This is a genomic window from Streptomyces sp. A3M-1-3, assembly GCF_024213665.1.
Lineage (GTDB): Bacteria > Actinomycetota > Actinomycetes > Streptomycetales > Streptomycetaceae > Streptomyces.
The window spans coordinates 236,607-249,128 of record NZ_JANAVP010000002.1 but is presented as its reverse complement, the minus strand read 5'-3'; the positions used below and the strand labels follow the sequence as shown (position 1 = coordinate 249,128).

Below are 12,522 nucleotides of genomic sequence, written 5' to 3'. Positions count from 1 at the left end.
CCGCCCCGGCCCCATGGCTTCGCCACGGGCTCCGCCGAAGCGCCGGTCGCGCCCGCGACCCCGCCCCGCGGCCCCGCCGGCCGCCCACCGGGCTCCACCTACGCGCCCACGGGCCCCGCCATGTCCGGCAGTCGGCCCCCCGCCCACGCGCCCGCGCCGGCCGTCGCCGACGCTGGGAACCCGCCCTTGCCGCCGCCCCGGCCCCATGGCTTCGCCACGGGCTCCGCCGAAGCGCCGGTCGCGCCCGCGACCCCGCCCCGCGGCCCCGCCGCCGCGGCCGCCGGCCGCCCGCAGTCGTCGGTCCCCGCCGTGCCCGGCAGCCGCGTCGCCGCCGAAGCCGGGCGGCCGGGTACGACCCCCGTAGGCCCGCCGCCCGGCCACCGGTCCGTCGAGACCACCGCCCGGTTGCGGCCTGTTCCCGGGGTGCCTGCGAGGCGCCGGGCTGTTGGGGCCGTTGATCTCACCCCCGGGCCGGGACGCGCACCCGTACCGCCGCGATTCCTGAGTGCCCCGCAGCCGCCTCCCGAGACTCCCGTCGAGACCACCACCCGGCTGCGGCCCGTCCGGGCCCGGCATCCCGCCCGGGCCGCCGGCGCCGCCGTGTGTGGCGTGCTCGGGCTCGGACTCATCGGCGGCGCCGTCACCGGCAGCTGGCTGACCGGCGACTCCGCGGCGGAGCCCGCCGCCGTCGCCGGGTACGAACGCGCCGCCTCCCGCTGGCACAGCGCCCCCGTCGACGCGCTCTTCCCGCCCACCCTGACCGGCGATGGCGCCGGGCCCGGCGGCGCGGACCGGGCCTGGACGCGGGTGGCCGTCGCACCCGACAACGGCTGCGCCGCCGCCCTGGACCCGCTCCTCCTCACCGCCCTCGAACCCGTCGGCTGCACCCGCCTGCTGCGCGCCACCTACACCGACGCGTCCAGCAGCAGCGTCACCACCGTCGGCATGGTCTTCACCAAGGCCGACGCGACGGCCATGGGCGCCCTGCGCACCCGCTTCGCGCGCGAGAAGCTCGCCGACCGTACGGACCTCATGCCCCGCCCGTTCGCGGCGAAGGGCACCGTGGCCGCCGGCTTCGGCGACAAGCAGCGCGCGAGCTGGACGCTGAGCGTCCTGACCGACGCCCCGGTGGTGGTCTTCGCGGTCACCGGCTTCGCGGACGGCCGTACCGTCGCGGACCCGCAGCCCGCCGGCCGGGCCATGACCCCGGGCGCGACGACCGCCCCTGCCCAGGCCGGCCTCGGCCACGAGGCGAAGGGCATCGCGGACCGGGTCGAACGCGCCCTGCGCAAGACGGCCGGCCCGCCCACGGAGGAGCCCCGATGACACCCGTGGCCTCCCGCTGCCTCGCCGCGACCCTCGCCTCCGGGCTGGTGCTGCTGGCCGGCACCCCCGCCCACGCGGACGGCATCCGCTCCCGGCAGTGGGCGCTCGACGCCATGCACACCGAACAGGCCTGGCGTACGACCAAGGGCGAGGGCATCACCGTCGCCGTGCTCGACACCGGCGTCGACGACCTCCACCCCGACCTCGCCGGACAGGTGCTCCCCGGAAAGGACCTCATCGGCTTCGGGGCCGGCCGCGGCGACCGCTCCTGGGCCCGGCACGGCACCGCGATGGCCGGGATCATCGCGGCCCACGGACACGGCCCCGGCCGGACCGACGGCGTCGTCGGGATCGCCCCCGAGGCGAAGATCCTCCCGGTGCGGGTGATCCTCGAAGAGGGCGACCCGGCCCGCACGAAGGCCCGTAACTCCAAGGGCAGCGCCCTCGCCGACGGCATCCGCTGGGCGGCCGACAACGGCGCCGACGTGATCAACCTGTCCCTCGGCGACGACAGCAAGTCCGCCCACCCCGAGGCCGCGGAGGACGCGGCCGTCCAGTACGCCCTGAGCAAGGGCGCGGTCGTCGTCGCGTCGGCCGGCAACGGCGGCGAGGACGGCGACCACATCTCCTACCCCGCCGCCTACCCAGGCGTGATCGCGGTGGCCGCCGTCGACCGCTACGGCACCAAGGCGCCGTTCTCCACCCGCCGCTGGTACGCCACCGTCAGCGCCCCCGGCGTGGACGTGGTCATCGCCGACCCCGACCGCCGCTACTACGAGGGCTGGGGCACCAGCGCAGCCGCCGCGTTCGTCTCCGGCGCCGTCGCGCTCGTCCGCTCCGCGCAACCGGACCTGACACCCGCCCAGGTCAAGAAGCTCCTCGCGGACACCGCACGCAACTCCCCGCAGGGCGGCCGCGACGACGCGCGCGGCCACGGCCTGGTCGACCCGGCGGCCGCGATCCGGGCCGGCGCGAAGCTGAAGCCGGCGGGCCTGAAGCCCGCTTCCGCCGCCTACGGCAAGCAGTTCTTCGGGCCGGGCCCGGACCAGGCCCGCGCGGCCGACGAGCCGGCCGGCTGGCTCGCCCCCGCGGCGGGCGCCCTCGGCGCGGTCCTGCTCGCGGGGGCCGTGCTGCTGTGGCGCGGCGTCAGGACGCGCCCACCGCGCTGACCGACGCCCGCGCGGCGGCTTCCACCAGCGAGACGCCCGCCGCCCGGTCCGCGTGGCCGTCGGACAGCACGGCGACCAGACAGGTCCGGCCCTCCTCCGTCGTGACCCGGCCGGTGCTGTTGACGACCCACAGCCCGGTGGCGGTCCGCGGCAGCCAGCCGTTCTTCAGCGCGTACGAGGACCCCGCGGCGGACACCCCCCAGTCCTGGCCGGCCGCGATGCGTGCCATGAGGTCCTGGAGGTACGTACGGGAGGACGCCCGCAGCCCCGGCCCGGTGTCGAACACGGCATCCAGCAGGGTGAGCCGGTCCCCGGCCGTCGTCCGGGTGAGCCCCCACGCACCGCTCGGCGCCGGTTCGGTCGCGACGAGGCCGAACCGCATATGAGTGGCCGTCAGGCCGTCCGCACCGCCGATCGCCTGCCACAGCTCCGAGGCCGCGTCGTTGTCGCTGAGCCGGATCATGGCGTCCGCGCAGACTCGCTCCCGCGCGGTCAGCCCGCGCCCGGCGTCCTCGGCCCGCGCAAGCAGCGCGGCGAGGATGTCCACCTTCACGATGCTCGCGGCGTCGAACGAGCCCTCGCCGTACGTCGCGGTGGCCCCCGCCCCGAGGTCGCGCACCGCCACCGAGACCCGTACGCCGTCCGGCACGGACAGCGCGCCGATCCGCTCGGCGAGCACCCGGTCGTGGTCCACCGCGGCCTCCCTATAAGGTCGGGTCATTGTGGCGCAGAAGAACATTCCCGACCCCGGTTTCTCCGACGACGACGGCTCCGCCGACCCGCGGCTGAGCGCGGCTCTCGCCGCCTGGGCCGACGACAGAACGGCCGAGCCGCAGGTCCTGCGGGCCCTGGCAGGAGCCCGTCTCCTGGTACCCGTCGTCGCGGTGCTCGGCGAGGTCGAGGAAGGGCCGGACGGGCTGCGTCGGGAGAAGACCAGCGACATGGCGGTCCCGACCCTGAAGGCGGGGGACCGGCGGGCGCTGCCCGCCTTCACCTCGACCGAGTCACTGGCCCGCTGGGACCCGCAGGCCCGGCCTGTCGCCGTGCCGCTGCACCAGGCGCTTCAGGCCGCCGCGCATGAGCGTGCGGACACGGTGGTGCTCGACCTGGCGGGCCCGGTTCCGTTCCAGCTCACCGGTTCCGCGCTGCTGGCGCTGGCGGAGGGCCGTACCAGCGCGGACCTGCTCGACGATCCCGCCGTCACGGCGGCGGTACGGTCCGCGGTCGCCGCAGAACCGGCGGTCCTGCGCGCCCACCTCGGCCCCGGCCGGGCGGACGGCACCCTCGCGCTGGTCCTCGCCCCCGGCGCGGACGCGGCGGAGGCGGCCCGGCGGGTGGCCGGAGCGCTGGCGGCGGACGAGGTCCTGCGCGCCCGCCTGGTGCGCGGCCTGGACCTGGCCCTGCTCCCGCCGGAGGCCACCCCGCCGGGCGAGCCCCTGTACGTACGGAAAGAAAAGTAGGTCAGGGGCTCAGCCGAGGACCGGGCCCGTGGCTGCCGTCTCCCGGGGGCGACCCCGTACCCCGCGCGACAGGCAGGGCACCCGCCGCTCACCCGCACCGGTGGCTCAGCCGAAGACCGGGCCGTGGCTGCCGTCTTCCGGGGGCGACCCCTCGTACCCCGCGCGACAGACAGGGCACCCGCCGCTGACCCGCACCTGCCGCTCACCCGCACCGGTGGCTCAGCCGAAGACCGGGCCCGTGAATTTCTCGCCGGGGCCCTGGCCCGGCTCGTCCGGGACCAGGGACGCCTCGCGGAACGCCAGCTGCAGCGACTTCAGGCCGTCGCGCAGTGGCGCCGCGTGGAAGGAGCTGATCTCGGTCGCGCTCGCCGTGACCAGGCCGGCCAGGGCCGTGATCAGCTTCCGCGCCTCGTCGAGGTCCTTGTGCTCGGAGTCCGGCTTGTCCAGGCCCAGGTTGACCGCCGCCGCGCTCAGCAGATGCACCGCGACCGTAGTGATCACCTCGACCGCCGGCACGTCCGCGATGTCGCGGGTCAGGTCCTCGTAGTCGGGGGTCGCGGCCTGCTCGGACGGGGTGGCGTCGCCTGCGGTAGTCATCGTGCTCGCTTCTTCTTGCTCAGGGTGCTGGTGGACGGTGTGGTCAAGCCTATGGCCCGTATCCGCCCGAGTGGGACGCGCCCCCGGTCACTGGTATGCTGGGTGCACGACCGGCTGGATACGCATGTGTCCGGCCCACAAGTGGAGGCTCCGATCTCCCACCTGGCCGTCCTCAGGGGCGGCGGGTCACCGGTCAGGTGGCGACCATCGTTCCGTACGGACGATGGAGCCGCCCGATGTGCGCCCCGCGATGGTACGCGGCGGTGTTCCGGTATTCGAGGAGCTTCCGCCTGTGTCCCGTCCGGGGCATTTTTCGCGTTCCGGCTCGGTTGGTCTGACGAAACAGACGTTACGCGGCTGTCTGCCAGGCAGTCGTGTGGTGCTACTGAGGAGGATCCATCAGCGCCGAGCCCCGCATCAACGACCGGATTCGCGTTCCCGAGGTGCGACTTGTCGGTCCCAGCGGCGAGCAGGTCGGGATTGTTCCGCTTGCCAAGGCCCTGGAGCTTGCGCAGGAGTACGACCTCGACCTGGTCGAGGTGGCGGCGACCGCCCGCCCGCCCGTGTGCAAGCTCATGGACTACGGGAAGTTCAAGTACGAGTCGGCCATGAAGGCCCGTGAAGCGCGCAAGAACCAGGCGCACACGGTCATCAAGGAGATGAAGCTCCGGCCGAAGATCGACCCGCACGACTATGACACCAAGAAGGGTCACGTCGTTCGGTTCCTCAAGCAGGGCGACAAGGTCAAGATCACGATCATGTTCCGTGGTCGCGAGCAGTCCCGGCCGGAACTCGGCTACCGGCTGCTGCAGCGTCTCGCCGAGGATGTCCAGGACCTCGGGTTCATCGAGTCGAACCCGAAGCAGGACGGCCGAAACATGATCATGGTTCTCGGTCCGCACAAGAAGAAGACCGAGGCGATGGCCGAGGCCCGCGAGGCGCAGGCCGCCCGCAAGGCCGAGCGCCAGGGCCAGCCCGCCCAGGTGGAGGACTCCGCTCCGGAGGCCGCCTCCGAGGAATCGGCCGAGGCCTGATTCCGGAGCAGGCCCGCCCCGGACACAACCCACACATCTGACGCTCCCATATGCCGGTCCACGGACCGGCGGGAGCGCCACTGACGAGGAGAGAACGGCGCGATGCCGAAGAACAAGACGCACAGCGGTGCCAAGAAGCGCTTCAAGATCACCGGCTCCGGCAAGGTGCTCCGCGAGCGCGCAGGCAAGCGCCACCTGCTCGAGCACAAGTCGTCCAAGCTGACGCGTCGCCTCACCGGCAACGCCGAGATGGCCCCGGGTGACTCGAAGACCATCAAGAAGCTTCTCGGCAAGTGACGTCCGTGCCTCCGGTGACCGGGGGCGCGCGCCGAGACCGGGACCAATTCGTTTCCGGGCCGTGTGAGTCCAACCGCGGCCCCGCTACAAGGAGTTAACAAGTGGCACGCGTCAAGCGGGCAGTCAACGCCCACAAGAAGCGCCGGGCAATCCTCGAGGCCGCCAGCGGTTACCGCGGCCAGCGTTCGCGCCTGTACCGCAAGGCCAAGGAGCAGGTCACCCACTCCCTGGTCTACAACTACAACGACCGCAAGAAGCGCAAGGGCGACTTCCGTCAGCTGTGGATCCAGCGCATCAACGCCGCTGCCCGCCAGAACGGCATGACGTACAACCGCCTCATCCAGGGTCTGAAGGCCGCCAACATCGAGGTGGACCGCAAGATCCTGGCCGAGCTCGCGGTCAACGACGCCAACGCGTTCGCCGCGCTCGTCGAGGTCGCCCAGAAGGCGCTCCCGAGCGACGTCAACGCGCCGAAGACCGCCGCCTGATCCAGGCCCGCTCTTCACCGCAGCCAAAGTCCGGACCCGCAGGCCCTGTGCCTGCGGGTCCGGCGCGTTGCACGACCTTTGACGTATGTACGGATGTACGGAAGCGAGCCGCCGACCATGGGCACCCCCGCCGAGCTGATCTCCCCCCGTTCCCCGCGTGTGGCCGCCGCCAGACGGCTCGCGCGGCGCAACTTCCGTACCAAGGAACGCCGGTTCATCGCCGAGGGACCGCAGGCCGTGCGCGAGGCCGTGGCACACCGCGCCGCCGGCGAGCCGACCCTGATCGAGCTGTTCGCGACGCCTGAGGCCGCCGAGCGGTACGCGGAGATCGTCGACGCGGCACGCGCCGCCGGGGTCCGGGTACACCTGGCCGCCGACGAGGTCCTCGCCGAGGTCTCGCAGACCGTCACCCCGCAGGGCCTGGTCGGCGTCTGCCGCTTCCTGGACTCCCCCCTCCCGTCCGTCCTCGACGCGCGCCCCAAGCTGGTGGCCGTCCTCGCGCACGTCCGCGACCCCGGCAACGCCGGCACCGTACTGCGCTGCGCGGACGCCGCCGGCGCCGACGCCGTCGTCCTGACCGACGCCTCGGTCGACCTGTACAACCCCAAGTCCGTACGGGCGTCGGTCGGTTCGCTCTTCCACCTCCCGGTGGCCGTCGGCGTACCCGTCGAGCAGGCCGTACAGGGGCTGCGGGCGGCCGGGGTACGGATCCTCGCCGCCGACGGCGCTGGGCAGGACGACCTCGACACCGAACTCGACGCGGGCACCATGGGCGGCCCCACCGCCTGGATCTTCGGCAACGAGGCCTGGGGCCTGCCGGAGGAGACCCGCGCGCTCGCCGACGCGGTGGTCCGCGTGCCGATCCACGGCAAGGCGGAGAGCCTCAACCTCGCCACGGCCGCCGCCGTGTGCCTCTACGCGTCCGCCCGTGCGCAGCGTGCTGCGGGAGGGTGCCGCTCCGTCACCGCCACCTAGGTCCTGCCCGGCCGATCATGCCGGGCTCGCGCGCCCCCACCGCGTCGCCCGTCGCGGCAGCGACTGATGTCACGGCCTCCTCCGCCTTGCGATCCACGGCACCAGACCCCGCTCCCTGATCCGGCCTGATCGACCGGACAGGACCTAGTAATGTGACGGGCTCGGGGGGCCCACTGCGCCATTCGGAGAGGTGGGGTACGGGGACATGACCGTCGGGACCAACAGTTCGTCAGAGGTGCACGACTCCTTGCCGTGCTCGTCCGCTCCCCTCGGCACCTCCGGCATCGACCCCGACGATCTGCCCGACGGCCTGGTCGTCGCGGACGAGACCGGACGCGTCATCTGCTTCAACGCCGCCGCCGCCCGGATCACCGCCGTCCGCGTGGGCGACGCGCTCGGGGAACCGATCGAGCGGGCTCTGCCCCTGGAGGACCTCGAAGGCCGCCGCTGGTGGACGCTGACCGACCCGTACGGCGGCCTCGCCATCCGGGCAGGCCAGCCCGAGCGCAATCTGCTGCTGCCGGGCGGCCGTGAGGTCCTGGTCGCCGCCCGGTACGTACGGGAGCACCCCACCGGGCCGGTCCGCCGGCTGGTGGTCTCGCTGCGCGGCACCGAGGCCCGGCGCCGCACCGAGCGCAGCCATGCCGAGCTGATCGCCACCGTCGCCCATGAGCTGCGCTCCCCGCTGACCTCGGTGAAGGGCTTCACAGCGACCCTGCTGGCCAAATGGGAGCGGTTCACCGACGACCAGAAGCGGCTGATGCTGGAGACCGTCGATGCCGACGCCAACCGCGTCACCCGGTTGATCGCCGAGCTGCTCGACATCTCCCGGATCGACTCCGGCCGGCTGGAGCTGCGCCGCCAGCCCGTGGACGTCGGCGCGGCCGTCGGCCGCCATATCCAGGCCCTGACCGCGAACGGCCAGTCCCCGGACCGCTTCCTGGTCCGGATCCTCCAGCCGCTGCCCGACTGCTGGGCCGATCCGGACAAGATCGACCAGATTCTGGGGAACCTGCTGGAAAATGCGGTGCGGCACGGCGAGGGAACAGTCACCATCGAGGTGGCACCTGCCCACGTCAGGAACGCCGACAACCCGGCGAAGGGAACGGCCGTCACCGTGAGCGACGAAGGCCCCGGCATCCCCGAGGAGTCGATGGGCCGTGTCTTCACCCGCTTCTGGCGGGGAAGCAAACGCGGCGGCACCGGACTCGGCCTGTACATCGTCAAGGGAATCGTCGAGGCGCACGGCGGGACGATCACCGTCGGCCGGGGTCCCGGCGGCGGCGCCGAATTCCGATTTACTCTGCCTGTGGGCGCCCCGGCGTATCTCACCTGAGTCTCGCCACTCGGCCCACGGGCTCATTCGACCCCCCGCGACCTTTAGACTCGACCTTTGGCACCTTTGTGTCCTTGTCGTCGAGCGGGGACCTCCAGCCAGCCCATCGGAAGTACGGGAAGAGATGTCGGCACCGAACAAGTCGTACGACCCTGTTGAGGTCGAGGCACTGAAACCGGAAGAGATCGAGCGCATGCGGGACGAGGCGCTCGCCGCCTTCAGCGCCGCGGCCGACCTCGACGCGCTTCGCGAGACGAAGACCGCGCACATGGGCGACCGCTCGCCGCTCGCGCTCGCCAACCGCGAGATCGGCGCCCTGCCGCCGCACGCCAAGGCGGACGCCGGCAAGCGCGTCGGCCAGGCACGCGGCGCCGTGAACAAGGCGTTCGCGGCGCGGCAGGCGGAGCTCGAGGCGGAGCGCGACGAGCGGGTGCTGGTCGAGGAGGCGGTGGACGTCACGCTGCCGTACGACCGCACGCCCGCCGGCGCCCGCCACCCGCTGACGACGCTGATGGACCGCATCGCGGACATCTTCGTCGCCATGGGGTACGAGGTCGCGGAGGGCCCCGAGGTCGAGGCGGAGTGGTTCAACTTCGACGCCCTCAACTTCACGCCCGACCATCCGGCGCGCCAGATGCAGGACACGTTCTTCGTCCAGGGCCCCGCAGGGACCGAAGGCGACGAGTCCGGGGTCGTGCTGCGTACGCACACCTCGCCGGTCCAGGCCCGCTCCCTGCTCGACCGGGAGCCGCCCGTCTACGTCGTCTGCCCGGGGCGGGTCTACCGCACCGACGAGCTGGACGCGACGCACACCCCGGTCTTCCACCAGATCGAGCTGCTCGCCGTGGACGAGGGCCTGACCATGGCCGACCTCAAGGGCACCCTCGACCACATGGTCCAGGCGCTCTTCGGCAAGGACATGACCACCCGGCTGCGTCCGAACTTCTTCCCGTTCACCGAGCCGTCCGCCGAGATGGACATGCAGTGCTACGTGTGCCGCGGCGAGTCGGTGGGCAACCCCGACCGTCCGTGCCGTACCTGCTCCAGCGAGGGCTGGATCGAGCTCGGCGGCTGCGGCATGGTCAACCCGAAGGTGCTCATCGCCTGCGGTGTGGACCCCGAGAAGTACAGCGGATTCGCCTTCGGGTTCGGCATCGAGCGGATGCTGATGTTCCGCCACAACGTCGAAGACATGCGAGACATGGTCGAGGGTGACGTCCGGTTCACCCGGCCGTTCGGGATGGAGATCTGATGCGGGTCCCGCTTTCCTGGCTGCGGGAGTACGTCGACCTGCCGGCCGGTGAGACCGGTCGCGACGTGCAGGCCAAGCTGGTAGACGCCGGCCTCGAGGTCGAGAGGGTCGAGCAGCTCGGCGCCGGCCTCAAGGGCCCCCTCGTCGTCGGCCAGGTGCTGACCATCGAGGAGCTGACGGAGTTCAAGAAGCCGATCCGCTTCTGCACGGTCGACGTCGGTACCGCTGGGGGCACCTCCCAGGCCGGAGGCTCTGGGGGAGGCACCGGTGAGCCGCAGGAGATCGTCTGCGGCGCCCGCAACTTCTCCGTCGGCGACAAGGTCGTCGTGGTGCTGCCCGGCGCGGTGCTGCCGGGCGACTTCGCGATCGCCGCGCGCCAGACGTACGGCAAGACCTCGCACGGCATGATCTGCTCCGGTGACGAGCTGGGCATGGGCGACTGGGGGTACCCCCGGACGGAGTCCGGGGGAGGCAACGGCGGCATCATCGTGCTGCCGCCGGAGTACGAGCCGGGCACCGACGCGATCGAGCTCCTGGAGCTGGTCGACGAGGTGCTCGACATCGCCGTCACCCCCGACCGCGGCTACTGCCTCTCGATGCGCGGGGTGGCCCGTGAGACCGCCACCGCGTACGGGCTGCCGCTGCGCGACCCGGCGCTGCTGGACGTGCCCGCGCCCAACTCGTACGGCTACCCGGTGAAGATCGCCGACCCGCAGGGCTGCGACCGCTTCACCGCGCGTACGGTGACGGGGCTCGACCCGGAGGCGCGCTCCCCGATCTGGCTGCGGCGGCGTCTGCAGAAGGCCGGGATGCGCCCGATCTCGCTCGCCGTCGACATCACCAACTACGTGATGCTGGAGCTCGGCCAGCCGCTGCACGCCTACGACCGGTCCCGGATCAACGGGGCGATCGGCGTGCGCAGGGCCGAACAGGGCGAGAAGTTCACCACCCTCGACGGCACCAAGCGGGTGCTGGACGCCGGCGACCTGGTGATCACCGACGACAGCGGGCCGATCGGTCTGGCGGGTGTCATGGGCGGCGCCGACACCGAGATCGCCGACTCAGTCACGGACCCCGAGACCGGCCAGGTCCAGGGCACCACGGAGGTCGTCATCGAGGCCGCGCACTTCGACGCGCTGTCGATCTCGCGTACCGCCCGCCGCCACAAGCTGTCCTCCGAGGCGTCCAAGCGCTTCGAGCGCGGCGTCGACCCGCAGGCCGCGGCCGCCGCCGCGCAGCGGACCGTCGACCTGCTGGTGCTGCTCGCGGGCGGCACCGCCGAGGCCGGCGTCACCGAGATCCTCGCGCCGTCCGCGCCGCACACGATCGCTATGGGCGCGGACCACCCGGACCGGGTCGCGGGCGTCGACTACGGCCGCGAGACCGTCGTACGCCGCCTCCAGGAGGTCGGCTGCGACGTCTACGGGCAGGACGAGCTCGTTGTCTCCGTGCCGTCCTGGCGTCCGGACCTGCGCGAGCCGAACGACCTCGCGGAAGAGGTCATCCGGCTGGAGGGCTACGCCAACCTGCCGTCCACCCTCCCGACGCCGCCGTCGGGCCGCGGGCTCACCGACCGGCAGCTGCTGCACCGCCGGGTCGGCCGCGCGCTGGCCGGCGCCGGCTATGTCGAGGCGCCGAACTACCCGTTCATCGGCGAGCAGGTCTTCGACCAGCTGAACATCCCGGCGGACGACACCTGCCGCCGCGTCGTGAAGCTGGTCAACCCGCTCTCCCACGAGGAGCCCGCACTGCGCACCGCGCTGCTGCCGGGCCTCCTCGGCGCGCTGCACCGCAACGACAGCCGCGGCAGCCACGACCTCGCGCTCTTCGAGACCGGCATGGTCTTCCGGGCGGGCGAAGAGGCCGGCGTCGCTGTGCGGCTCCCGGTCGACCGCCGTCCGACCGACGAGGAGATCGCCACGCTCGACGCCGCGCTGCCGGCGCAGCCGCGGCACGCCGCGGTGGTGCTGGCCGGTGCGCGCGAGCAGGCCGGCTGGTGGGGCAACGGCCGTCCGGCCGACTGGGCGGACGCCGTCGAGGCCGCCCGTACGCTCGCCCGTGAGGCCGGGGCCGAACTGATCGTCCGGCAGGGCCAGTACGGACCGTGGCACCCGGGCCGCTGTGCCGAGCTGGTCGTCGTCATCGACGGTGAGGAGCAGCTCATCGGCTTCGCCGGCGAGCTGCACCCGCGTGTCGTCAAGGCGCTGAGCCTGCCCGCGCGGACCAGCGCGATGGAGCTGGACCTGGACCGCCTGGAGCGGGCCGGTGCCGGAGCGCTTCACGCCCCGCGGATCTCCACCTTCCCGGTGGCCACCCAGGACGTCGCGCTCGTCGTCTCCGGCGATGTGCCGGCCGCCGACGTGGAAGCCGCGCTGCGCGAAGGCGCCGGTGAACTGCTCGAATCGCTGCGGCTGTTCGACGTCTTCACCGGTGAGCAGATCGGCGCGGGACACAAGTCCCTGGCGTACGCGCTGCGCTTCCGCGCCGCTGACCGCACCCTGACCGTCGAGGAGGCTTCGGCCGCCCGAGACGCGGCGGTGGCGCTGGCCGCCGAGCGCACCGGGGCGGTACTGCGCGGCGCGTAGTCG

12 protein-coding genes are annotated in these 12,522 nt (G+C 72.9%); 10 read left to right on the top strand and 2 right to left on the bottom strand.

What is annotated here, in order from left to right; translation table 11 throughout:
* Positions 1–501 precede the first annotated feature (501 nt).
* A complete protein-coding gene (locus NLX86_RS03110; RefSeq protein ID WP_308409539.1) occupies positions 502–1,326 on the top strand; it encodes a hypothetical protein in 825 nt (274 codons plus the stop codon).
* A complete protein-coding gene (mycP, locus tag NLX86_RS03105) occupies positions 1,323–2,495 on the top strand; it encodes a type VII secretion-associated serine protease mycosin (protein WP_254369987.1) in 1,173 nt (390 codons plus the stop codon). The genes NLX86_RS03110 and mycP overlap by 4 nt, the downstream gene beginning before the upstream one ends.
* On the opposite strand, the gene NLX86_RS03100 is transcribed toward mycP, so the two are convergent.
* Complete coding sequence (locus NLX86_RS03100; protein ID WP_308409537.1) at positions 2,473–3,189, bottom strand: hypothetical protein; 717 nt, start codon at positions 3,187–3,189, stop codon at positions 2,473–2,475. The genes mycP and NLX86_RS03100 overlap by 23 nt on opposite strands.
* A gap of 28 nt (positions 3,190–3,217) precedes the next feature.
* Between NLX86_RS03100 and NLX86_RS03095 the strand changes: the two genes are divergently transcribed.
* Positions 3,218–3,955, top strand: coding sequence for an SseB family protein (locus tag NLX86_RS03095; RefSeq protein ID WP_254369985.1), 738 nt, complete (start codon positions 3,218–3,220; stop codon positions 3,953–3,955).
* Between the two features lie 219 nt (positions 3,956–4,174).
* On the opposite strand, the gene NLX86_RS03090 is transcribed toward NLX86_RS03095, so the two are convergent.
* Positions 4,175–4,552: a DUF1844 domain-containing protein gene (locus NLX86_RS03090; protein WP_254369984.1), complete on the bottom strand. Its 378-nt coding sequence runs from the start codon at positions 4,550–4,552 to the stop codon at positions 4,175–4,177.
* A 398-nt stretch (positions 4,553–4,950) separates the two neighbouring features.
* Between NLX86_RS03090 and infC the strand changes: the two genes are divergently transcribed.
* The 7 genes from infC to pheT all read left to right on the top strand — a co-directional run bounded on the left by infC (position 4,951) and on the right by pheT (position 12,519).
* Positions 4,951–5,586, top strand: coding sequence for a translation initiation factor IF-3 (gene infC, locus NLX86_RS03085; protein WP_254370088.1), 636 nt, complete (start codon positions 4,951–4,953; stop codon positions 5,584–5,586).
* A gap of 102 nt (positions 5,587–5,688) precedes the next feature.
* Entirely contained in the window at positions 5,689–5,883 is a 195-nt protein-coding gene (rpmI, locus tag NLX86_RS03080) for a 50S ribosomal protein L35 (protein WP_142216133.1), read from the top strand.
* Between the two features lie 101 nt (positions 5,884–5,984).
* Positions 5,985–6,371, top strand: coding sequence for a 50S ribosomal protein L20 (gene rplT, locus NLX86_RS03075; protein ID WP_254369983.1), 387 nt, complete (start codon positions 5,985–5,987; stop codon positions 6,369–6,371).
* A gap of 117 nt (positions 6,372–6,488) precedes the next feature.
* Complete coding sequence (locus tag NLX86_RS03070; protein ID WP_254370087.1) at positions 6,489–7,346, top strand: RNA methyltransferase; 858 nt, start codon at positions 6,489–6,491, stop codon at positions 7,344–7,346.
* Between the two features lie 205 nt (positions 7,347–7,551).
* Entirely contained in the window at positions 7,552–8,682 is a 1,131-nt protein-coding gene (locus tag NLX86_RS03065) for an ATP-binding protein (protein ID WP_254369982.1), read from the top strand.
* Positions 8,683–8,806: 124 nt separating this feature from the next.
* Positions 8,807–9,934: a phenylalanine--tRNA ligase subunit alpha gene (pheS, locus tag NLX86_RS03060; RefSeq protein WP_254369981.1), complete on the top strand. Its 1,128-nt coding sequence runs from the start codon at positions 8,807–8,809 to the stop codon at positions 9,932–9,934.
* Positions 9,934–12,519 carry a phenylalanine--tRNA ligase subunit beta gene (pheT, locus tag NLX86_RS03055; protein WP_254369980.1) on the top strand — a complete coding sequence of 862 codons (2,586 nt, stop codon included), beginning with the start codon at positions 9,934–9,936 and terminating at the stop codon, positions 12,517–12,519. The genes pheS and pheT overlap by 1 nt, the downstream gene beginning before the upstream one ends.
* The last annotated feature ends 3 nt before the right edge of the window (positions 12,520–12,522 follow it).

Excerpts from the sequence above, each read along its gene's own strand:
- mycP (WP_254369987.1), top strand. The coding sequence starts at position 1,323 with ATGACACCCGTGGCCTCCCGCTGCCTCGCCGCGACCCTCGCCTCCGGG.
- NLX86_RS03090 (WP_254369984.1), bottom strand. The coding sequence starts at position 4,552 with ATGACTACCGCAGGCGACGCCACCCCGTCCGAGCAGGCCGCGACCCCC.
- rpmI (WP_142216133.1), top strand. The coding sequence starts at position 5,689 with ATGCCGAAGAACAAGACGCACAGCGGTGCCAAGAAGCGCTTCAAGATC.
- NLX86_RS03070 (WP_254370087.1), top strand. The coding sequence starts at position 6,489 with ATGGGCACCCCCGCCGAGCTGATCTCCCCCCGTTCCCCGCGTGTGGCC.
- NLX86_RS03065 (WP_254369982.1), top strand. The coding sequence starts at position 7,552 with ATGACCGTCGGGACCAACAGTTCGTCAGAGGTGCACGACTCCTTGCCG.
- pheS (WP_254369981.1), top strand. The coding sequence starts at position 8,807 with ATGTCGGCACCGAACAAGTCGTACGACCCTGTTGAGGTCGAGGCACTG.
- pheT (WP_254369980.1), top strand. The coding sequence starts at position 9,934 with ATGCGGGTCCCGCTTTCCTGGCTGCGGGAGTACGTCGACCTGCCGGCC.